This is a genomic window from Actinomadura roseirufa, from assembly GCF_900659635.1.
Classification (GTDB): Bacteria; Actinomycetota; Actinomycetes; order Streptosporangiales; family Streptosporangiaceae; genus Spirillospora; species Spirillospora roseirufa.
On record NZ_CAACVB010000010.1, the window covers coordinates 56,665 to 78,923 of the forward strand.

Sequence of the window (22,259 nt, forward strand, 5' to 3'; positions counted from 1 at the left end):
GCTACATCACCCCTTCGCCCGCCGGCTCGGGCGGCGGCGGGAGCAGGAACCAATAGAAACCATGGCCGGGCAGCGTCAGCAGGTAGGGCAGTTCGCCGATGGGGGGGAACTGCACGCCGCCCATGCATTCGATCGGCGCGGACTCGCGGAAACGGCGTAGATCCAGTTCCACGGGCTGCGGGAAACGCGACAGGTTGTTCACGCAGAGCACGGTGTCCATTCCGCCCCATTGATTTGCTTCGCCATTGCCGATCTCGCGTGTGAAGGCGAGGACGGAGGGGTTGGAGGCGGACAGCTCGGTGTAGGCCCCGACGCCGAAAACGGGGTGACGCTGGCGGATTTCGATCATTTTTCGGGTCCAGTGCAGGAGGGATCCCGGGTTCTCGGCTTGGGCTTCGACGTTCACGGACTGGTAGCCGTAGATGGGGTCCATGATGACGGGGAGGTAGAGGCGGGCGGGGTCGCAGCGGGAGAAGCCGGCGTTGCGGTCGGGGGTCCATTGCATGGGGGTGCGGACGGCGTCGCGGTCGCCGAGCCAGATGTTGTCGCCCATGCCGATCTCGTCGCCGTAGTACAGGACGGGGGAGCCGGGCAGGGAGAGCAGCAGGGCGGTGAACAGTTCGAGCTGGTTGCGGTCGTTGTCGAGCAGGGGGGCCAGGCGGCGGCGGATGCCGATATTGGCCTTCATGCGGGGGTCTTTGGCGTATTCGGTGTACATGTAGTCGCGTTCTTCGTCGGTGACCATCTCCAGGGTGAGTTCGTCGTGGTTGCGCAGGAAGATTCCCCATTGGCATGACTCGGGGATTTTGGGGGTCTGGGCCATGATCTCGGAGATGGGGTAGCGCTGTTCGCGGCGGACGGCCATGAAGATGCGGGGCATGACGGGGAAGTGGAAGGCCATATGGCATTCGTCGCCGCCGGCGGCGGGGTCGCCGAAGTACTCCACGACGTCGGCGGGCCATTGGTTGGCCTCGGCGAGCAGGACGCGGTCGGGGTAGAGGCGGTCGATCTCGGCGCGGACGCGTTTGAGGTAGGCGTGGGTTTCGGGGAGGTTCTCGCAGTTGGTGCCCTCGCGGGCGTACAGGTAGGGGACGGCGTCCAGGCGGAAGCCGTCGATGCCCAGGTCGAGCCAGAAGCGCAGGACTTCGAGCATGGCGTCCTGGACGGCGGGGTTGTCGTAATTGAGGTCGGGCTGGTGGGAGAAGAAGCGGTGCCAGTAGTACTGGCCGCGGACGGGGTCGTAAGTCCAGTTGGAGGTTTCGGTGTCGACGAAGATGATGCGGGCTTCGGGGTAGCGGGTGTCGGTGTCGTCCCACATGTAGAAGTCGCCGTAGGGGCCTTCAGGGTTGGTGCGGGAGGCCTGGAACCAGGGGTGGGCGTCGGAGGTGTGGTTCATGACCAGGTCGGCGATGACGCGGATGCCGCGGGCGTGGGCCTCTTCGATGAGGTCGACGAAGTCGCCCAGGTCGCCGAAGTCGGGCAGGATGCGGGTGTAGTCGGCGATGTCGTAGCCGCCGTCGCGCAGCGGCGACTCGTAAATGGGCAGGAGCCACAGGCAGTCGATGCCCAGCCATTGCAGGTGGTCGAGTTTGCCGATGAGGCCGCGCAGGTCGCCGTAGCCGTCGCCGTTGGAGTCGGCGTATCCCCGGACCGACACCTCATAGAACACCGCCGTCTTGAACCAATGCGGATCTCGTGGTGTTTCCGGGCTGAACGCGTCCGGGACCGGCTCGGCCGGATGGGGAATGGACTCCGGCGGGAATTCGGTGATGGGTTCCTCTTTTGGCACCGGACCGGGCACCGAATCCGGCGGGCCGGGAAAGTGGGGCTCGTGGGGTCCGCTCAATTCTCGCTACTCCTGGATGGTGAGGATGTGCGCGGGTCGGGTGTGGGGATCGAGGCGGATGTAGTTGCTCTTGGTCCAGGTGTAGGTGGTGGGGTCGTGGGGGTCGGTGAGCCGGTCGGTGACGGTGAAGGGGAGGCCGGGGTCGTCGGGGAGGCCGAGGGCGGGCAGGTCGAGGTGGAGGGTGGCTTCGCGGGTGTGGTGGGGGTTGAGGTTGATGACGACCAGGACGGTGTCGCGATGCCCGGTGGGGGTGGTGGCGGTTTTGGAATAGGCGAGGAGTTCGGGTTGGTCGATGTGGTGGAAGTGGAGGTCGCGTAGTTGCTGGAGGGCGGGGTGGTTATTGCGGAGCGTGTTGAGGGTGGTGATGAGCGGGGCCAGGGTGTGGGCGTTCTTCCAGTCCCGGGGCCGGTATTGGTATTTCTCGGAGTTGCGGTATTCCTCGCTGCCGGGGCGTACGGGGGTGTTCTCGTAGTGTTCGTAGCCGGTATAGACGCCCCAGGTAGGGGCGAGGGTGGCGGCCAGGATCGCGCGGATGGCGAAGGCGGGAGGGCCGCCGTGCTGGAGGTATTCCGAGAGGATGTCGGGGGTGTTGGTGAAGAGATTGGGGCGCATGTACGCGGCGGCGGGGCCGGTGAGTTCGGTGAAGTATTCGCGGAGTTCGTCGGCGGTGTTCTTCCACGTGAAGTAGGTGTAGGACTGGTGGAAGCCGATTTTCGCGAGGGTGTGCATCATGGCGGGGCGGGTGAATGCCTCGGCGAGGAACAGGACGTCGGGGTGGGTGGTGCCGATGTCGGCCAGGAGGCGTTCCCAGAAGGGGACGGGTTTGGTGTGGGGATTGTCCACGCGGAAGATGGTGACGCCGTGGTCGATCCAGTGGGTGACGACGCGATGGATTTCGGTGTAGAGGCCATCGGGGTCGTTGTCGAAGTTGAGGGGGTAGATGTCCTGGTATTTCTTGGGCGGATTTTCGGCGTGGGCGATGGTGCCGTCGGCGCGGGTGGTGAACCACTCGGGGTGAGCGGTGACCCAGGGGTGGTCGGGGGAGCACTGCAGGGCCAGGTCGAGGGCGACTTCGAGGCCGTGGTGATGGGCGGCGGCGACGAAGGCGTCGAAGTCGTGATGGGTGCCCAGGTCGGGGTGGACGGCGTCGTGGCCGCCCTCGGACGAGCCGATGGCCCAGGGGGAGCCGGGGTCGGCGGGTGAGGCGTCCAGGGTGTTGTTGGGGCCCTTGCGATGAGTGGTGCCGATGGGGTGGATGGGGGGAAGGTAGATGACGTCGAAGCCCATCGCGGCGACGGCGGGCAGGCGGTTGATCGCGGTGCGGAACGTTCCCGATTGGGGTTGGCGGCGGGCCAGGGGATCGATGGTGGCGCCTTCGGAGCGGGGGAAGAACTCGTACCAGGCGCCGACGAGGGCGCGGCGGCGGTGGACGGCCAGGGGGTACCGGTCGCCGGCCGTGAGCAGGTCCCGCAACGGAAACCGTCCCAGCACGTCCTCGACGTCGGGGTCGGCCGCCGCCTCCAGCCGCTTCGCCGCCGGGACGGTCACGTCGGCGAGGAGGTCCGCCAGCCGCGCCAGGGTGGGCCGGTCCTTGCTCGGCACGCCCTCGGCCGCGCGGGCGTACAGCAGCGACCCCTCGGCCAGCATCAGCTCGACGTCCTGGCCCCGGGGGACCTTGATCTCCGCGTCGTGCCGCCAGTGCCCGATCGGATCGCCCCACGCCTCCACGCGGAACGACCACCCGCCCTGCTCCGTCGGCGTCACCAGCGCCGACCACCGGTCCAGCCCCTCGCCCACCTCCCTCATCCGCACCGGCGCCAGGTCCTCGCCCGCGGGCGTCCGCAGGACCACCTCCGCGCCCAGTGCCTCGTGCCCCTCGCGGAACACCGTCGCGCTCACCTCGAAGGTCTCGCCCACCACCGCCTTCGCGGGCCACCGGCCACCGTCCACCACCGGAGCCACGTCAAGGATCGGTATGCGACCCAACCTCGGAATCTCGATCAATTCGGACGTTTGGGACTCCACGCGCATGTGCCCTCCCCTACCCGATCGAGAAGGACGAAACGTCCCGCCCCGGTGAAGGGGTGCCCACCACCGGATACTTGCCGATGACTTTGCGTCGTGAGTCGAATGCGATGGGTGACGGGACCGAACAGGGGAGCCACGAGCGCGCGTTCCCGGTCGTGAGGGGTTCTGCGAATGGTCGAGATTCCGCAAACGCTCGCGCGGGAATCGGGGGCGCCGGACACGGTGCTGTCCCTGCGAGACCGCGGAACCGCAGGCCGGGCAGGGGTTCCGGTGCCCGGACGCCCCCGGGCCGGCCCTGGCGCGGAAGTGACGGTCCGTGCCCCGGCGGTCGCGTCCACGGGACGCCAGCGCATAGCGTGGCATGGCGTGAAGGCAATCCGACGTTTCACGGTACGCACCGTCCTTCCCGAGCCGCTCAGGCAGCTGGAGGAGCTCGTCCTCAATCTGCGCTGGTCGTGGCACCACGAGACGCTCGACCTGTTCCGCGCCGTCGACCCGGAGCTGTGGAGGGCCGTCGGCCACGATCCGGTCCGGCTGCTCGGCGAGGTCGCGCCGGAACGGCTCGCGCGCCTCGCCGCGGACCGGCGTTTCCTGCGCCGCCTCCAGGACACCGCCGACGACCTGCGCGAGTACCTGACGGCGCCGCGCTGGTACCAGTCGCGCCCCGGGGCGCCCTCGTCCATCGCCTACTTCTCGCCCGAGTACGGGATCACCGCCGCGCTGCCGCAGTACTCCGGCGGCCTCGGCATCCTGGCCGGTGACCACCTCAAGGCCGCCAGCGACCTCGGCGTCCCGCTCATCGGGGTGGGACTCCTCTATCGGCACGGTTACTTCTCGCAGTCCCTGTCGCCAGACGGCTGGCAACTGGAGCGCTACCCTCCGATCGACCCCAACGGGCTGCCGCTGACCCTGCTCCGCGAGACCGGCGGGACGCCCGTGAGGGTCCGCGTCGGCCTGCCGAAGGGCCGCGACCTGCACGCGCAGGTGTGGGTCGCGCGGGTCGGCCGCGTCCCGCAGCTCCTGCTCGACTCCGACGTCGAGGACAACGACCAGGCCGCGCGGGACGTCACCGACCGGCTGTACGGCGGCGGCGGCGACCACCGGCTGCTCCAGGAGATGCTGCTCGGCATCGGCGGCGTGCGCGCCATCCGCGCCTACTGCCGCATCACCGGGCACGCCGCGCCCGAGGTCTTCCACACCAACGAGGGCCACGCCGGCTTCCTCGGCCTCGAACGGATCCGCGAACTGGCCGCCGAGCACGGACTGTCGTTCGACGAGGCCCTGGAGGCCGCCCGCGCCGGGACGGTGTTCACCACGCACACCCCCGTCCCCGCGGGCATCGACCGGTTCCCCCGCGAACTGGTCCACACCTACTTCGGTGGCGCGAACGAGGAGGCCGACGTCCCCGCCGGCCGGATCCTCGCCCTCGGCGCCGAGGACTACCCCGGCGGTGACCGCACCGTCTTCAACATGGCCGTGATGGGCATGCGGCTGGCCCAGCGGGTCAACGGCGTCAGCGCGCTGCACGGCCGCGTCAGCCGGGAGATGTTCGGTGGGCTGTGGGGCGGGTTCGACACCGCCGAGGTGCCCGTCGGGTCGATCACCAACGGCGTGCACGAGGGCACCTGGGTGGCCCGCGAGGTCCTCGAACTGGCCGCCCGCGAGGTCCCGGCCGCGGCGGAGGACGGCCGCGGCTGGGAGGGCGTCCGCGCCGTCCCCGGCGGCGAGATCTGGCGCGTCCGGCGGCTGCTGCGCGAACGGCTCGTCCAGGACGCGCGGCGCCGCCTCCGCGAGTCATGGCGCGGGCGGGGCGCCAGCGAGGCCGAGGTCTCCTGGGTGGAGGACGCCCTCGACCCGGACGTGCTGACGATCGGGTTCGCGCGGCGCGTCCCGTCCTACAAGCGGCTCACCCTGATGATGAGCGACCCGACGCGGCTCCGCTCGATCCTGCTCCACCCCGACCGCCCCGTGCAGATCCTCATCGCCGGGAAGGCGCACCCCGCCGACGAGGGCGGCAAACGGCTCATCCAGGACATCGTGCGCTTCTCCGGGGCCGAGGACGTCCGGCACCGCATCGTGTTCCTGCCCGACTACGACATGGCGCTCGGGCAATTGCTCGTCCAGGGCTGTGACGTGTGGATGAACAACCCGCTGCGCCCCCTGGAGGCGTGCGGGACGTCCGGGATGAAGGCGGCGCTGAACGGCGGCCTGAACCTGTCGATCCTCGACGGCTGGTGGGACGAGTGGTACGACGGCCAGAACGGCTGGGCGATCCCGTCCGCCGACGGCCTCGCCACCCCCGAGCGGCGGGACGAGCTGGAGGCCGCCGCCCTCTACGAGCTCATCGAGGACCACGTCGCGGTCACCTTCTACGACCGGGACTCCTCGGGGACGCCCGGCCGCTGGCTGGAGATGGTCAAGCACACCATCGCCACGCTCGGCCCGAAGGTCCTCGCGTCCCGGATGGTCCGCGACTACGTCGAGGGGTACTACGCTCCCGCCGCCGCGTCGGCCCGCGCCATGGCCGCCGACGGGTACGCGGGCGCGCGCGCCCTGGCGGCCTGGAAGCAGCGGGTCGCCAAGGCGTGGCCGGGGGTCGCGGTGGAACACGTCGAGTCGAACGGAGAGGAGAGCCCGCGGGTCGGCGCGCACCTGGCCGTCCGGGTCGTGGTCGATCTCGGTGAACTCGCCCCGGAGGACGTCGCCGTCGAGGTCGCCTACGGCCGCGTCGACGACCACGACGCGCTGGTCGAGCCGTCCTACCTGGAGCTCACCGGCGCGGAAGCCGCGGAGAACGGCGGGCTCCGCTACGCAGGCGAGGTCCCGCTGGCCCGCAGCGGCCCGTTCGGCTACGGCGTCAGGGTCGTGCCGAACCACCCGAGCCTGTCCGGCCGGGCCGAACTCGGCCTCGTCGCCCTGCCCCCCGCACCGCACGGCATGACCAACGGCGACCTGCGCTGAATTTATTGCAAGCCCGGCCCACGGTCCTCGCCTGGCGGCTCGGACCGTGACCGTTCTTGTGCGAGCGCGAATCGCTTCGCGATCTTCCCGGCGGGGGCTCGCCTTCGGCGTCGCCCCCGCCGGTCAGGTCGCGCGCCCGCGTGACGGTTGAGGTGGGCGTCACGGCTGGGGTGGCGCTGTGCCTGGCGATGACGGGATCGGGAATTTGATTATAGATGTGTACACAACCATGGGCCTGGCAGGATAGGGAGCGTGCGAGCTCCTGAACAGGGCCATGAGACGAACGGGTGGGACACCGACGCCCCGGGCACGACGCCGGGACGGGCCGGGGCGCGGTGGTCACCACAGGGGCGCTCCGCCGACGCGCTCCTCGCGGCGGGCTGCCTGCTCGCGGTGGTCGTGTCCGTCCTGGTGCTGATGCGCCAGGAGGACCGCTCGCACATGCCCCTGTTCGGCTGGGGCCTGGTCGTGCTCTCCAGCGGCGTGCTGTACTTCCGGCACAGGCATCCCATCGCCGTCGCGGTCGTCACGCTGCTCGCCTGCGGGCTCTACTACCCCCTGACCGAGCCGGACGGGCCCATCGTCATCACCTTCGTCGTCGCGCTGTACACCGCCGCCGCCGAGGGGCACGTGGTGATCGCGTCGGTCCTCGGCGCCTCCGCGCTGGGCGCCATCACCTTCGGCGAGTCCCGCGGCCGCAGCCAGCATCTCCAGGACGCCGCCCTCTACCTGCTCGCCGGATGGTTCGTCGCCGTCATCGCGATCGGCGGCTTCGCCCGCAACAGGCGCGCGTACCTGCGCGAGGCCGAGCGCCGCGCCCTGGCCGCCGAACGCGGCCGCGAGGAGGAGGCCCGCCGCCGCGCCATCGAGGAGCGGCTGCGCATCGCCCGCGAGCTGCACGACGTCCTCGGCCACAACATCTCGCTGATCAACGTGCAGGCCACCGCGGCGCTGCACGGCCTCGCGCGCGAGCCCGAGCGCGCCGAGGCGGCCCTCAGCGCGATCAAGCAGGCCAGCAAGGAGACGCTGCGCGAGCTGCGCGCCACCCTCGGCGTGCTGCGCCAGGTCGACGAGGACGGTCCCGGCGGGGCCGCCCCCGGCCTCGGCCGGCTGGCCGCCCTGACCGGCGGCATCGCCGCCGCCGGCCTCGACGTCCGCACCGAGGTCGAGGGCGAGCCGCGGGCCCTGCCCGCCGAGGCCGACCTCGCCGCCTACAGGATCGTCCAGGAGGCGCTCACCAACGTCACCCGCCACTCCGACGCCGCCTCCGCCGTCGTCCGGATCCGGTACTGCGACGGCCACGTCCTCGTCCAGGTGGACGACGACGGCACCGGTGTCGCGCCCGCGAGCGCGACCCTCGGCACGGGCAGCGGCATCCGCGGCATGCGCGACCGCGCCGAGGCCCTCGGCGGCGACCTCGCCGCGGGCGCCCGCCCCGGCGGCGGCTTCACCGTCCGCGCCCGCCTCCCCGCCGGGCACTGACCCCCGTCCTCCTCCCGCGCCCAGGGCCCGTCACGATGGGAATCATGAAGGTCTTCATCTCGGTCGACATGGAAGGCGTCTCCGGGCTCACCGACCCCGAGGAGATGCGCGCGGGCGGCCGCGGCTACGAGCGCGGCTGCGAGCTGATGACCGGCGACGCCAACGCCGCGATCCGCGCCGCGTTCGACGCCGGAGCCGAGCGGGTCGTCGTCGCCGACTCGCACGGCATGGGCAGGAACCTGCGCGCCGACCTGATCGACGAACGCTGCACGCTCGTCCGCGGCCCGTTCCGCCCCATGCGCATGGGCGAGGGCCTGGACTCCTCGTTCGACGCCGCCCTCTACGTCGGCTACCACGCCCGCGCGGGCGTCGCCAGCGGCGTCCTCAACCACACCTGGATGGGCCGCGAGATCCAGGACGTGCGCCTCAACGGCGTCGTCTCCGGCGAGATCCGGATCATGGCGGGCCACGCCGGCTCGCTCGGCGTCCCCGTCGCCCTCGTCACCGGCGACCGGGCGGCCTGCCAGGAGGCCCGCGACGTCCTCGGCGGGATCGAGACCCTTTCGGTCAAGGAGGGCCGCGACCGGTACGCCGCCGAGGTCGTCCCACCGGCCCGCGCGCGGCGGCTGATCTACGACTCGGCGCTGCGCGCCCTGCGGGACCCCGCCACGTGGAGCCTCCTCGCGCTCACCGCCCCCTACACGCTGTCCGTGGACTGGAACGCGACGTCCATCGCCCAGTCCTGCTCGCTGATCCCCAGCGTCACGCTCACGGGGCCGCGCACGACGGAGTTCACGACCGGCGACTACGGCGAGATCGTCGGGCTCCTCGGCGTCTGCGCCTCCCTGGCCGGCGAGATCGGGTGCGCCGGGCGCCACTACGGCTAGTCCCGCACCGGTCCGCGGCCGGGGCGCCCGCACGAGACCGGGGTCAGATCGGGTCCGGGTCGTCCGGCCGGGAGGACAGGGCCTCGTAGGCGGGGGCCAGGACGTCCGTCAGATCCCGGCGGCGGACGCGGACGGGCGGCGGCGGCGCGACCCGCAGCACGAAACCCGGCGGGACGGGCGCGGCGGGCGGACGGTCCCGCAGCCGGGCCAGGCCCGACGGCGGCGTCCAGAACCCGGCGGCCGACAGCGGCTCGTCCGGCATCGCGAACGGGTCGGGCCCGGTCCCGGCGCCCAGCCGGAGCGCCGCGAGCAGCTCGTCCCGGACGCGCCCGTTCCACCGCAGCACGAGGAACGGGTCGTCGTCGAACGCCTCGGCCATTACGTACAGCACCGCCGCCGCGTGCGCGCACGGGTCGCCCCAGTCGGCGCAGTCGCACATCAGGTGCAGGTCGGCCGCCGACCCGGGGAACAACGCCAGCCCCAGCTCCGCGAACACCCACTCGATCTCCGGCGGGACCTCCCCGGCGAGCAGCCGCGCCCGGAACACCGCGCGGGAGGCCAGCTCCCGCTCCACGGCGCGCCAGCCGTCCACGCCGATCGCCTCGATGCCGAGCGCCACCTCGTACGGCTCCGGCGCCGACCCCTGGACCTGCGCCGTCACCTCGTACGGCGCGACCCGCAGCCCGGACACCCGGCCCTGCCGCGCGTACGCGCGGCCCTTCTCCAGCCGCTCCGCGTCGCCGAACGACTCCACCAGGCCCGTGAAACGCCGCGACCACCACCGCGCCCCGTCCGGCCCCCGCCCGCCCATCAGCCGCTCACCGCGTCCGGCGACAGCCGCAGCACGTCCCGCAGCTCCGCCACCGACAGCTCCGACAGCCAGTCCTCGCCGGTGCCGACGATCGACTCCGCCAGCGCCTTCTTGCGCTCGATCATCTCGTCGACGCGCTCCTCCATCGTCCCCACGCAGATGAACTTGCGGACCTGCACGTTGCGGGTCTGCCCGATGCGGAACGCCCGGTCGGTCGCCTGGTCCTCGACCGCCGGGTTCCACCACCGGTCCACGTGCACGACGTGGTTCGCGGCCGTCAGCGTCAGCCCCGTCCCCGCCGCCTTGAGCGACAGCAGGAACACCGCGGGCTCGCCGTCGGACTGGAAACGCTGGACGAGGTCGTCCCGCGCCTGCTTGGACGTGCCGCCGTGCAGCCACAGCACCGGCCGCTCCAGCCGGGCCGCCAGATACGGCTGGAGCATCGACCCGAACTCCGCGTACTGCGTGAACACCAGCGCCTTCTCGCCCTGCTCCACGACCTCGGCGCAGATCTCCTCCAGCCGCTCCAGCTTCCCCGACCGGCCCGGCAGCCGCGACCCGTCCTTCAGCAGCTGCGCCGGATGGTTGCAGACCTGCTTCAGCTTCGCCATCGTCGCCAGCACCAGCCCGCGCCGCCGCTTCTCGTCCGCCTCGGCGATCTGCTCCAGCATGTCGTCCACCGTGGCCCGGTACAGCGACGCCTGCTCGGCGGTCAGGTTGCAGTAGACCTTGATCTCCTGCTTCTCCGGCAGGTCCGCGATGATCGACCGGTCGGTCTTCAGCCGGCGCAGCACGAAGGGTCGCGTCGCCCGCTTCAGCGCCGCCGCCGCCCGGTCGTCCCCGTCCCGCTCGATCGGTATCGCGAACCGCTCCCGGAACGCGGCGCGCGGGCCGAGCAGCCCCGGATTCGCGAACTCCATGATCGACCACAGCTCGGTGAGGTGGTTCTCCACCGGCGTGCCGGTCAGCGCGATCCGGCTGCGCGCCGGGATGCCCCGCACCGCGCGCGCCTGCCGCGTCCCGCTGTTCTTGAGCGCCTGCGCCTCGTCGCAGACGACCCGCCCCCACTCGATCGCCTTCAGCATCTCGGCGTCCCGCGTCGCCGTCCCGTACGTCGTCAGCACCAGGTCCGCCGCCGCGACGGCCCGCACGAGCCCGTCGTCCCGCCGCCGGCCCGTCCCGTGGTGGACGTAGACGCGCAGCTTGGGCGTGAACCGCGCCGCCTCCCGCTCCCAGTTCCCCACCAGCGACATCGGCCCGATCAGCAGGGTCGGAGCCGGCCGGGCGCCGTCCTCGCGCTCGGTGGCCAGCAGCGCCAGGGTCTGCGCGGTGTTGTGGCACACGATGCCCTCGGCCACGTAGTTGTGGTGGTCGGCGACTTCGAAGTCGTAGACGTATCCGTCGTAGTCGACGTCGCGCACCGCCGTGACCGTCGCGTAGAAGACCTCGCGTGAGGCGCGCTCGTCCAGCCGGTCACGGATCCGCCGGAGGCCGAGCTCATCCAGGTCCGCGTAGGCGGCCAGGGGGCCGGCCGTCCACCGGCTCGCCTTACGGGTCGCGTACCGCGCCGCCGCCTCACCGGACAGCACGCGGTCCATTGCGCGCACCGCCTCCCGCGCGGTGGCCCGGGATAGCTCTTGGGTACCGGAGAAATAGACGGTGCCCACGCCGAAGTGCCGCTGGGGCAGGCCGGTCAGTTCGTACGCCCGCCTGAGCAGGTCGCCGCCCGGCACGCCCTCAAGGTCGGTGTTGTGCGGCAGCCTGCAGATGATCTCCAGCCGTTCCCGCTTCGCCGCGTCCTCGATGCCGACGAGCCGGTGGAACAGGCGAAGGCTCGGTCCGCCGATCAGCCCGGTCTGGTAGGGGCGGCGCCCCGAGCCGTTGGTGGCGCTCTTCCAGGCGGTGGAGACGCGCAGCCAGACGCCGAAGCGGCGGAGCATCACGCTCAGCTGCCGCATGACCAGGACGGAGGCGGAGGAGATCTCGACGACCCGCCTGGAGGGATCGACCGACGCCTCCGCCGCGAAGTAGTGCCGCAGGAAGAGCCGCACGGTGGCGTCGTCCGCCGCGGTGATCGCGTCGGGGATGCGCTTGTGGGCGGAGACGCGCCCCCAGCGGTATCCCCGCTCCTCCAGGAAGTCGCGGAGATCCCGGCCGGAGAACCTCAGGTAGGCGGCCCTGGGCCCCACGGCCGGCGTGATCGTGGGCTCGGCGACCCGCAGCCCGGACCGCGCCGCGAGGCGCGTCAGCCGGTCACGGAGGTCGGCGAGGACGGACACGTCCTTCCGCGTGATCACCGCTCCGGACGGGGATCCCTCGTGCCCCTCGGCGATCAGCCAGGCGAGCAGCACGGTCAGGTCGGGGTCGACCGGGGCGCCGTCGTGCCGCAGCCGGGCGGGCACGCACACGCGCGTCCCCGGCGCCAGGTCGTTCGTCCAGTCGTCGAGCCCGTGCAGACGATGCCGCCGGGTGACCACGACCCGGCTCCCGTCGTCCAGCTCCACCAGGCGGACCTTCTCCCGGATGTGCTGGCGGTAGAGCCGGGTCAACCGGGCGGGCTCGATCCGTCCGTCCTTGGTGAGCGAGTTCACCGTCAGCCGCTCCGCGGGGACGGACCACTCGCCCTCACCGTCGGGCGCGGAATCGGTGGCGTGGCGGGCCCACACGTCCTTCGCCTTGCTCAGCGCGCCGTTGACGAACAGGAGCTCGTCCGCGCCGAGGCATTTCCCCAGGCCCATCGAGTCCGCCAGGACGCCGCCGAGCCCGATGCCGTCGAGAAAGCTCAGCCAGGCCAGTCCCCGTTCCTGGAACGGGCGCAGGGTGCCGTTGAACCCCTCGGGGGTGGGGAGGGGGGTGAGGCGGCGGTCGGCCTCGCCGGAGAGCAGGTCGCCGAGCGGGCCGGAGGCGTCGACCTCGGTCAGGGGGAGGACGTCGTCGCCCGCGTGGACGATCGCGCGGATCGCCTCGCCCGCGCTCATGCGGCCGGTGCGGGGATGGCGCAGGAAGTCCAGCGCGGCGGCGAGCTGCTCCTCGTCCAGCTCCACCCAGCGGCCGCGGAGGCGGACCAGCGGGGTCTTCAGCCGGGCCAGCTCCGCCAGCTCGTCCTCGTCGATGGTCTCGTCGCCGATCGCGAGGTCCCAGCGGAAGTCCACCAGGCCCTTCAGGTCGAAGCCGGAGGACGCGGCGGAGCCGGCGGACGCCTCGGGGTCCTCGGGACGGGTGGTGAGCTTCAGGCCGAGCCTGGCCCGGCCCGCCCACGTGGGGAGCAGGACGCCGAAACCGGCCGCGGCCAGCATCGGCGCGGCCTGCCGGAGGAACCGGAAGGCGCCCGCGGTGTCGAGGTCGAGCCCGGCCGGGGACGGGCCGTCCAGGGCGGGCGCCATGTCGGGGAACAGCCGCAGCGCCCGGCCGAGGCCCGCGAGGAGGGTCTCCTCGGCCGCCGGGACCGCGGCCGCCTCGCCCGCCCACACCAGCCCGGCCGGCACGTAGAGGCTCGGGTCGTCGGTGCCCTGGAGCGCGAACTCGACGCGCCAGCCCTCCGTGCCGGCGCCGGTGTCGCGGAGCTCCGGTTCGAACTCCTCGGCGCCCGGCTCGGCGAGGCGGAAGCAGACCCGCAGGGGGCCGGACGGGCGGCGCGCGGCGGCCGCCCACGCGTCCAGCTCCGCCATCAGCGTGCCGGGGTCGTCCCCGGGCTCGCGGGCCACCGCCGCGGACGGGCCGGTCAGCGCCGCCACCCAGCGCTCGGCGAGCGGAAGCCGGTCCGGGTCGCTGCGCCGGGACGCCAGCAGCGGGTGCGGCACCACGCCCCGGACGGCGGTGTCGACCAGCCCCGACAGCGCCTCGCGCAGGACCTGCCCGGCGGGCCGTCCGCCGTCCGCGGCGCGGCACGCGGCGGGCATGGCGCGGGCGAGGTCCCGGTAGCGGGACGCGTCGTCGAGGACGGGCCGCCACCGGGCGACGAGGTCGCCGTCCTCGCGCAGCAGCGCCGGAAGCACCTGTCCGCGCCCGGCGAGGTGCAGGGCCTCGGCGGCGAGCAGGCACAGGAACCGCAGGTCGGTGCCGGGGACGACGTCGCCGGAGTCCTCGGCGGAGCGCAGCAGCGCCATGGCGGGGAAGGGCTCCAGCGCGAGGGCCGGGACGCGCCACGGGCGGAGCTCCGGCTCCCGCGCCACCGGCTCGGGGCCCAGCTCGGCGGACGGCAGGGGATGGTCGCCCACGGTGGGCAGCGCCATCGCCAGCTCCACCCGGACCGCGTGCCGCACCAGCGGCTCGTAGGAGGTGCCGGTGAAGTCCCGTGTGGCGAACGGGTGAAAATCGGACACCGGCTCGTGGGGGCCGGTGCGCTCGGCCCACAGGCAGAGCGCACCACCATGCCAGGTGGCGTGGGCGACGAGCATGGTCCCCGAAGCTACCAGCAGCCCAGGACAGACCCAGGCCGTCCCGTCCCGAAGGCCGGGGTCAGTCGGCCTGACCGCGCTCGCTCGGCCCGAGGGACGGGACACTAGGGTCGGTCGCAAACAAGTCCAGCCGTCACGCGAGCGCACTACCTGACCGGCGGGGCGATGCCGGAGGCGAGCCCCGCCGGGAAGATCGCGAAGCGATTCGCGCTCGCACAAGAACGGTCACGGAGCGAGCCGCTAGGCGCGCGTAGTGGGCCGGGATCGCAATAAAAGGAGATGCCGTGGGCGAGTTCGTACGGGTCGAGGTCGAGGACGGGATCGCGACGATCAGGCTGGACCGGCCGAAGCTGAACGCCTTGAACGCGGGGATGCAGCGGGAGCTGATCGAGGCGGCCGCCCAGGTCACCGAGGACGGGACGGTCGGCGCGGTGGTCCTGTACGGCGGGGAGCGGGTGTTCGCGGCGGGCGCGGACATCAAGGAGATGGCGCCGCTGTCGGCGGCGGAGATGGCGGCGGGGCCGTCGCGGCTGCTGCAGAAGTTCACCCGGGCGCTGGCGGCGATCCCGAAGCCGGTCATCGCGGCGATCACCGGGTACGCGCTGGGCGGCGGGCTGGAGGTGGCGCTGACCGCCGACTTCCGGGTGGCGGGCGAGGGCGCCAAGGTGGGGCAGCCGGAGATCCAGCTCGGCATCATCCCGGGGGCGGGCGGCACGCAGCGGCTGGCCCGGCTGATCGGGCCGGCCAAGGCGAAGGACCTGGTGTTCTCCGGGCGGCACGTCGCGGCGGACGAGGCGCTGGCGATCGGCCTGGTCGACCGGGTGGTACCGGACGCCGACGTCTACGCGGCGGCCAGGGAGTGGGCGGCGACGTTCGCGGGCGGTCCGGCGGTCGCGCTGCGCGCCGCCAAGCAGGCCATCGACACCGGACTCGAGGTCGACCTCGCCACCGGGCTGGAGATCGAGCGGGTGCAGTTCGCCGCGCTGTTCGCGACGGAGGACCAGGCGAACGGCATGAGGAGCTTCGTGGAGGAAGGTCCGGGCAAGGCCGAGTTCACGGGCCGCTGAGCGCGCGGTCCTGCGCGTCCAGGACCTCATCTGCATAGCGTTCGGTCCACCGGCCCAGGGCGTAGATGGGTTCCAGCAGCCCGCGTCCCGGGCCGGTCAGGGCGTACTCCACGCGCGGAGGCGCCTCCGCGTAGCGCCGGCGTGTCACCAGGCCGTTCTGCTCGAGGCGGCGGAGCGTGTCGGTGAGCACCTTGTGGCTGATGCCGCCGATGCGGTCCTGGAGTTCGCCCGGACGCAGCGGGCCGTCCCGCAGCGTGTAGAGCACGACGCTGGTCCACGTGCCCGACAACAGGTCGAATCCGAGCCTGGCCTGGCAGTCGGCGATGAACTGGCCGCCGTGCCCGGGATCGCCCGCCATCGTGCCCCCTTCGATACGCACCGGGCGGTGCCCAACGGACCGCCTAGCGTCCCGTCCGACGGTAGTCGACGGGACGGCCTGGAGGTCGGGATGCGAATCGGAGTGCTGGGCGCCGGGAACATGGCGGACGCCCTGGCCGCGCAGTGGGCCCGTAAGGGGCACGAGATCATGATCGGTGCGCGCGCGCCGGAGAGGGCCGTCGCCCTGGCGGCGCGGATCGGCCGCGGGACGGCGGGCGGCGGCCTGCGGGAGGCGGCGGAGTTCGGTGAGGTGGTGCTGCTCGCCGTCTGGTTCGAGGGGATCGCGGACGCCCTGCGCGCTGCCGGGGCGGCGGACGGCGCGCTGGCCGGGCGCGTGCTGGTGGACTGCACCAACCCGATGGAGCCGCCGTTCGAGCGGCTGAAGACCGGGGACGGTCCGTCGGCGGCGCTGCGCGTGGCCGCGGCGGCGCCCGGGGCCCGGGTGGTGAAGGCGTTCAACCTCTGCCACGAGAGCGTGTGGCGGATGACCCCGCCGGCGTTCGGCGGGCGTCCCCTCGGCGTGCCGGTGTGCGGCGACGACGCGGAGGCGGTGGCCGCGGTGCGCGCGCTGGTCGCCGATCTCGGCTGCGTCCCGCTGGACGGCGGAGGACTGCGGCGGGCGGGTCTGCTGGAGGCGACGGCGGCGTTCATGGTGGGGCTGTGGGTCGCCGGCGAGGACCCCGCGACGATGATCCCGCCGCGCGAGTACGCGGGCGGTGATCCCCGGCGCACGTCCGCCGCGGCGGTGTGACCGGCGGGCCGGGTCCGGCCAGGCTCGCGCTCTTTCGTCCGCCGCCCGGCCCGTCATGATCGCCGATAGCATCGGCCGCCATGCGACAGGCGTACCGAACCGCGCTGGTGACCGGGGCGTCCAGCGGTATCGGGGAGAGCTTCGCCCGGCTCCTGGCGGGCCGCGGCGCCGACCTCGTGATCGTGGCGCGCCGGGCCGGCCGGCTGGACGGGCTGGCCCGCGAGCTGGTCGAGCGGTACCGGGTCGCGGTGGAGGTGCTGGCCGCCGATCTGACCGATCCGGTCCAGCGCGGGGAGGTCGAGCGGCGGCTGCGCGCCGACCCGGTCGAGCTGCTGGTGAACAACGCCGGGCACGGCGCGTTCGGAGCGTTCGCGGAGCTGCCGCTGGACGACCATCTCGCCGAGATCGAGCTGAACGTGGGCGCGCTGGTGCGGCTGACCCACGCGGCGGTGCCCGGCATGGTCGAGCGCGGGCGCGGCGGCGTGCTCAACGTCGCGTCGATGGCGGGGTTCGCGCCGTCGCCCGGCAGCGCGACCTACGGGGCGACGAAGGCGTACGTCATCTCCTTCTCCGAGAGCCTGCACTCGGAGGTGGCGGGCACGGGCGTGCATGTGACCGCGCTGTGCCCCGGGTTCACCCGCACGCGGGACGACGCGCCGTCCAACCCGCTGTGGCTGCGCCGTGAGGCGGTCGCGCGCGCGGGGCTGGAGGCGGTGGCGGCCGGGCGCGCGCTCTGCGTCCCCGGGGCGCAGTACAAGGCGGCGCTGCCCGCGCTGAAGCTCATGCCGAGGCCGCTGGTGAGAGCCGCGGTGAACCGCGTGCGGCAACAGGGCGCCGGTGGCCGGTGACGAGTGGCCATGGAGCTTTTCGCTCAGTTCTACAAAACCGGGCCGGTGTTGCTTGTGAGGCCGGTGACTTGACGGGGTCGCGCCTCACTGGCGACGATCGAACCTACGCTTGAGTAGGTTGAGTGTACGGCCTGCTGGGCGCCCCCACAGCGTGCCGCGGGCATGGTGGCGCCATCCGGAAATCGCACCTCGTCCAGCGAAGGAATCGCATGTCCCCGAGCCCCGAAGAGAAGTTCCAGACCGGTCTCATGCTCGAACTCGAGCAGGTGGTCGAGAAGGAGCTCGACCGGCACCTGAGCATCGCCAAGGAATGGTTCCCGCACCAGTACGTTCCGTGGGGCGAGGGCCGCGACTTCGACGGGCCGCTGGACGGCGAGGCGTGGACCCTGGAGCAGTCCAAGCTGGGCGAGGAGGCGCGCGAGTCGCTCATCGTCAACCTGCTCACCGAGGACAACCTGCCCGGATACCACCGCGCGATCGCCACCGTCTTCGGGCGCGAGGGGGCCTGGGGCACGTGGGTCAACCGGTGGACGGCCGAGGAGAACCGGCACGGGATCGTCATCCGCGACTACCTGACCGTCACGCGCGCCGTCGACCCGATCGCGCTGGAACGCGCCCGGATGCACCACATGGAGGCCGGGTACGAGGCCACGCACGGCGACTCGTTCCTGCACGGCAGCGCGTACGTCTCGTTCCAGGAGCTCGCCACCCGCGTCTCGCACCGCAACACGGGCAGGGCGTCCGGCGACCCGGTCTGCGAGCAGATGATGGCGCGGGTCGCGGCCGACGAGAACCTGCACATGATCTTCTACCGGAACCTGATGGCCGCGGCGCTGGAGGCGGCGCCGAACGAGACGATGCGCTCCATCACCGACGTCGTCAAGGCGTTCCAGATGCCCGGCCACGGCATCGACGGGTTCCTGCGCAAGTCCGTCATCATCGCCAACGCCGGCATCTACGATCTGCGGCTCCACCACGACGACGTGCTCGTCCCCGTCCTGCGGCACTGGAACATCTTCGACCGCACCGACCTGACCGGCGAGGGCGACAAGGCCCGTGACGAGCTGGCGGAGTTCCTCGCCGGGATCGACGCGGCGGCGACCAGGTTCGAGACCCGGCGCGAGGAGCGCCGCGCCCGCAAGGCCGCCCGGGAGGGCTGAGCCCCCGGGACCGCGGGCCGGCGGGCGGCCGCGCCGCGGCCGATTCGTGATCATTTCGGCGGAACGCTCCAGCGGGGCCCGGCGTCAAACCGGGCTCGGCCGGGGAACGCGGGCCCGGTTTCCGGCGTCAAAGGGTGCATGGGGACACATCGGCGACTGGGCGGCTATCGGCTGCTGGGCGAGATCGGCCGCGGCAGCACCGCCGTGGTCCACCTCGCCATGGACGCCCAGGGCCGCGAGGTCGCCGTCAAGGAGCTGTGCCCCGAACTGGTCGGCGTCCCGGAGGCGGTCGGCCGGCTGGCGCGGGAGATGTCGGCGCAGGCCCGCGTCAACAGCGCCTACGTGGCGAGCCTGCTGGACGGCCGCGTCACCGCGGAACGGCCGTACGTGGTCATGCAGTACGTCCCGGGCTGCCCGCTCGGCGACCTGGTCTCGGCGTACGGGCCGTTCGCGGGGGAGCGGCTCGGCCGCTTCGCGCGGCGGCTGGCCCTCGCGCTCGCCGACGTCCACGACGCCGGCGTCCTGCACCGCGACGTGGCCCCCGGCAACGTGATCGTGCTCGGCGACCGTCCCACGCTCATCGACTTCGGGATCGCGCACGAGGCCGGCATGGAGCAGATCACCCGGCGCGGGATGGTCGTCGGGACGCCCGCCTACCTCGCCCCCGAGCTGATCGAGGGCGAGCGCGCCACCCCGGCCTCGGACGTGTTCTCCTGGGCGGCGACCGTCGCCTTCGCCGCGACCGGGCGGCCCCCGTTCGGGCGGGGCTCGCTGCACGGCGTGTGCTTCCGGATCCTGCGCGGCGAGGTCGACCTGGAGGGCGTGCCCGAACCCGTCGCGGGGCTCGTCCGGCGCGCGCTGCGGCGCGATCCGGCCGCGCGGCCCACCGCCCGGTGGCTCGCCGGGGCGCTCGCGCAGCGCGCCGGGGGGATCACCGGCGGCGACCGCGGACGGGCGGCCTGACATGCCGGGCGCGGCCCTCCGGCGCGAGGGGCGAAGGGTAGGGTTTCGTAAACGATGAAGGGGGTTGTCACGTCCGGGGACCGTATCGGCCACTACAGCGTGCTCCAGACCCTGGGGGAAGGGGGCATGGGCGTCGTCTATCTCGGCGCCGACCCCGAGGGGCGCAAGGTGGCCATCAAGGTTTTGCGGCCCGCGGTCGCGGGCGACGCGACGGCGCGTCGCCGGCTGGCCCGCGAGGTCGACTCGATGCGGCGTGTGCACAGCCCGTTCGTGGCGGAGATCCTCGACGCCGACGTGACGGCCGACCAGCCCTACATCGTGACCCAGTACGTCCCGGGGCGGACCCTCGAGGAGATCGTCGAGGAGTCCGGCCCCGTCCACGGGCAGGGGCTGCAGCGGCTCGGCGTCGGGCTGGCGTCGGCGCTGTCGGCGATCCATGGCGCGGGGATCGTGCACCGCGACATGAAGCCCGGGAACGTGATGCTGGTCGACGGCGAGCCCGTGGTGATCGACTTCGGGATCGCGCAGGCGGCCGACGCGACCCGGCTGACCGCGACCGGCATGGTGATCGGGACGCCCGGCTACCTCGCCCCGGAGATCATCGAGGGTGAGGACGCGGGCCCGCCGTCGGACGTGCACGCCTGGGCGGGCACCGTCGCCTACGCCGCCACCGGCCGCCCGCCCTTCGGTTCCGGCACCTTCGAGTCGATCTTCTACAAGATCATGCAGGGCACGCCCGACCTGGACGGCGTTCCCGACGGGATGCTGCCCGTCCTGCGCTCCGCCATGGCCCGCAACCCGGCCGAGCGTCCCACCGCGGTGAACCTGGTGCAGCTCACCCGCCGCATCCACCTCGAGGCCACGGTCACCGACCAGACCCGCATCGACCAGCACTACACCCGCCCCGACGGCACGACCCAGCCGCCGGTGCCCGCCCCGGACCACTCGCGGCAGTTCTCCATGCCCGACCCGGCGCCCACCTCCGCCGAGAACGCGATGCCGCCGCCCCCGCCGCCCTCCCGGCCCGCGGCCCCGCCGGTCGCCCCGCCGGTCACGCCGCCGCCGACGCCGCTGCCCTCGCCCGTCCACGCCCAGCCCAAGGACTTCGTGGGGCAACTGCCCCCGGCCGCGCCGCCGCCGGTGCCGCCGCCCGCCCCGGGCCCCTACCAGTCCGGCCAGTACGGGCCGCGCGGCTACGCGCCCGACCCCTACGGCCGGCAGACGGCCTACGACGGGCAGGCCCCTTATGAGCAGGGCTACCCGTCCCAGTACGGCCCGCCCCAGAATCCTCAGACGCCGGGGCCCGCGCCCCGTCCCGAGCAGCCCGGCCCGTACGACCCCCGCGCCCACGAGGGCGAGCGGACGCGCGACGACCGCGACAAGGGCCGCGTCCCCGCCCGCGAAGACAAGGACCGGGAGGCCGCCAAGCCGCACGGCTGGTACCGGGTGCTCAGCTTCATCGTCCTGGTCGCGCTGCTCGGCTTCGCCAACATCGCGCCGCTGCTCGCGGTCGCGGTGACCTTCGTCGGCGTGGTCGTGCTGCGGATGGGCGACAAGGCCGCCAAGGGCATGGAGGACAAGCGCACCCGTCGCGGCCCCCGCTCCGGCGACGCGGTCGCCGCCGCGTTCAAGACGCCGCTCCACCTGCCGGGCGCCCTGCTCGTCTCCAGCCTGCTCGGGGCCCTCGCGGGCGGCGCGGGGCTCGTCCTGCTCGGCGGGCTGATGTTCGCCAAGTCCGACATGAGCGCGGCGCGCGCCCTGGGCTACGCGGCCATGGCCGTCATCGGCCTGCTCTGCCTCGCTCCCGGCAGCGGCGCGCCCCGGCGCCAGGCCGCCCGGGTCTGGGGCGCGCTGCTCCCGCGCACCGAGGCCGCGCTCGCCGCCGCGCTCATCCTCGGGATCTTCGCCGCCGTGCTGTGCGGCCTCTCACAGCGGCAGCCCCCCGACACGACCCCCCTGAACGGGATGAGCAAGAGCCTGGAGACCCTGCGCCACGACGTCAGAGACTTCATCTCCGACGTCCCGTTCGTCTGACGGAGCCCGGACCCCGCCGCACGACCGCGCGGGCGGCCTGGGCTTGAAGCCCGTGGCTTGGGTCCGCGCCCGGCTTCCTCGATAGGGTTGCCAGGCATATGAGCGGTGAGACTGGCCACCAGGAGCACATCGGGCCGTACCGGCTGCTTTCGCGGCTGGGCGGTGGGGCGGTGCACCGGGCGGCGGGGGCCGATGGGCGGGACGTGGCCGTCCGGCTGCTGCCCCCGGGCGCGGCGCCCGACATCGACCGGATGCGGGACGTCCGGAGCCCCTACGTGGTGGACGTGCTGGACGGCGCGGGCGGGCGGCGCCCCTACGTCGTGTCGCGGTTCGTGCCGGGGCGGCCGCTGGACGAGCATGTCGCCGAGCACGGACCCATGGGCGGGGACGTCCTGTCTCGGCTCGCGCTCGGGCTGGCGAAGGGGCTCGCCGCCGTTCACGTGACGGGGCTCGCCCACGGGGCGCTGACGCCCGGCGCCGTGCTCGTGGTGGACGACGCGCCCGTCGTCGTGGACTTCGGGCTGGCCGCCGGCGCGGCGGAGGCCGGCGACGTGCACGACTGGGCCGTGCTCGTGACGTTCGCCGCCACCGGGCGGTTCGACGCGCCGGCCGGCGCGCTGCCGGAGGCGCTGCGGCCGCTGGTGGC

At 73.0% G+C, this 22,259-nt stretch carries 14 protein-coding genes and 2 pseudogenes; 10 read left to right on the forward strand and 6 right to left on the reverse strand.

Annotated features, from left to right (window positions below):
* Nucleotide 1: 1 nt before the first annotated feature.
* Nucleotides 2-1,747: a maltose alpha-D-glucosyltransferase gene (treS, locus tag E1291_RS04155; RefSeq protein ID WP_131736207.1), complete on the reverse strand. Its 1,746-nt coding sequence runs from the start codon at nt 1,745-1,747 to the stop codon at nt 2-4.
* Between the two features lie 105 nt (nt 1,748-1,852).
* Nucleotides 1,853-3,877 carry an alpha-1,4-glucan--maltose-1-phosphate maltosyltransferase gene (locus E1291_RS04160; protein WP_131736190.1) on the reverse strand — a complete coding sequence of 675 codons (2,025 nt, stop codon included), beginning with the start codon at nt 3,875-3,877 and terminating at the stop codon, nt 1,853-1,855.
* A gap of 363 nt (nt 3,878-4,240) precedes the next feature.
* Here E1291_RS04160 and glgP point away from each other — a divergent pair, with 363 nt between their 5' ends.
* The 3 genes from glgP (at nt 4,241) to E1291_RS04175 (ending at nt 9,204) form a co-directional block, all read left to right on the forward strand.
* Nucleotides 4,241-6,835 (forward strand): alpha-glucan family phosphorylase, encoded by a 2,595-nt coding sequence (glgP, locus tag E1291_RS04165; RefSeq protein WP_131736191.1) that lies wholly within the window; start codon nt 4,241-4,243, stop codon nt 6,833-6,835.
* A 252-nt stretch (nt 6,836-7,087) separates the two neighbouring features.
* On the forward strand, nt 7,088-8,317 hold the full coding sequence (locus E1291_RS04170) for a sensor histidine kinase (protein WP_242613933.1): 1,230 nt from the start codon (nt 7,088-7,090) through the stop codon (nt 8,315-8,317).
* A gap of 44 nt (nt 8,318-8,361) precedes the next feature.
* On the forward strand, nt 8,362-9,204 hold the full coding sequence (locus tag E1291_RS04175) for a M55 family metallopeptidase (RefSeq protein WP_131736192.1): 843 nt from the start codon (nt 8,362-8,364) through the stop codon (nt 9,202-9,204).
* Between the two features lie 43 nt (nt 9,205-9,247).
* Here the strand turns inward: E1291_RS04175 and E1291_RS04180 are convergent, their stop codons facing one another.
* The 3 genes and pseudogenes from E1291_RS04180 to E1291_RS44895 form a co-directional block, all read right to left on the reverse strand.
* Nucleotides 9,248-10,015 (reverse strand): SWIM zinc finger family protein, encoded by a 768-nt coding sequence (locus tag E1291_RS04180; protein ID WP_131736193.1) that lies wholly within the window; start codon nt 10,013-10,015, stop codon nt 9,248-9,250.
* On the reverse strand, nt 10,015-12,993 hold the full coding sequence (locus E1291_RS43090; protein WP_278045227.1) for an SNF2-related protein: 2,979 nt from the start codon (nt 12,991-12,993) through the stop codon (nt 10,015-10,017). The genes E1291_RS04180 and E1291_RS43090 overlap by 1 nt, the downstream gene beginning before the upstream one ends.
* Nucleotides 12,979-14,412: pseudogene (locus tag E1291_RS44895) on the reverse strand (SNF2 helicase-associated domain-containing protein); the annotation flags it as partial. The pseudogene E1291_RS44895 and the gene E1291_RS43090, both read right to left, overlap by 15 nt.
* A 284-nt stretch (nt 14,413-14,696) precedes the next feature.
* On the opposite strand from E1291_RS44895, the gene E1291_RS04190 reads away from it, so the two are divergent.
* Entirely contained in the window at nt 14,697-15,479 is a 783-nt protein-coding gene (locus E1291_RS04190; protein ID WP_131736195.1) for an enoyl-CoA hydratase/isomerase family protein, read from the forward strand.
* On the opposite strand, the gene E1291_RS04195 is transcribed toward E1291_RS04190, so the two are convergent.
* Nucleotides 15,466-15,837 carry a winged helix-turn-helix transcriptional regulator gene (locus E1291_RS04195; RefSeq protein ID WP_131736196.1) on the reverse strand — a complete coding sequence of 124 codons (372 nt, stop codon included), beginning with the start codon at nt 15,835-15,837 and terminating at the stop codon, nt 15,466-15,468. The two genes, E1291_RS04190 and E1291_RS04195, sit on opposite strands and share 14 nt — an antisense overlap.
* Nucleotides 15,838-15,927: 90 nt before the next feature.
* Here E1291_RS04195 and E1291_RS04200 point away from each other — a divergent pair, with 90 nt between their 5' ends.
* The 6 genes and pseudogenes from E1291_RS04200 to E1291_RS04225 form a co-directional block, all read left to right on the forward strand.
* A complete protein-coding gene (locus E1291_RS04200) occupies nt 15,928-16,608 on the forward strand; it encodes an NADPH-dependent F420 reductase (RefSeq protein ID WP_131736197.1) in 681 nt (226 codons plus the stop codon).
* An 80-nt stretch (nt 16,609-16,688) separates the two neighbouring features.
* Nucleotides 16,689-17,456 (forward strand): SDR family NAD(P)-dependent oxidoreductase, encoded by a 768-nt coding sequence (locus tag E1291_RS04205; protein ID WP_131736198.1) that lies wholly within the window; start codon nt 16,689-16,691, stop codon nt 17,454-17,456.
* Between the two features lie 209 nt (nt 17,457-17,665).
* Nucleotides 17,666-18,616: an acyl-ACP desaturase gene (locus E1291_RS04210; protein WP_131736199.1), complete on the forward strand. Its 951-nt coding sequence runs from the start codon at nt 17,666-17,668 to the stop codon at nt 18,614-18,616.
* Between the two features lie 138 nt (nt 18,617-18,754).
* A complete protein-coding gene (locus E1291_RS04215) occupies nt 18,755-19,579 on the forward strand; it encodes a serine/threonine-protein kinase (protein ID WP_131736200.1) in 825 nt (274 codons plus the stop codon).
* Between the two features lie 54 nt (nt 19,580-19,633).
* Nucleotides 19,634-21,613, forward strand: coding sequence for a serine/threonine-protein kinase (locus E1291_RS04220; RefSeq protein WP_131736201.1), 1,980 nt, complete (start codon nt 19,634-19,636; stop codon nt 21,611-21,613).
* 98 nt (nt 21,614-21,711) lie between these two features.
* Nucleotides 21,712-22,259: pseudogene (locus E1291_RS04225) on the forward strand (hypothetical protein); the annotation flags it as partial.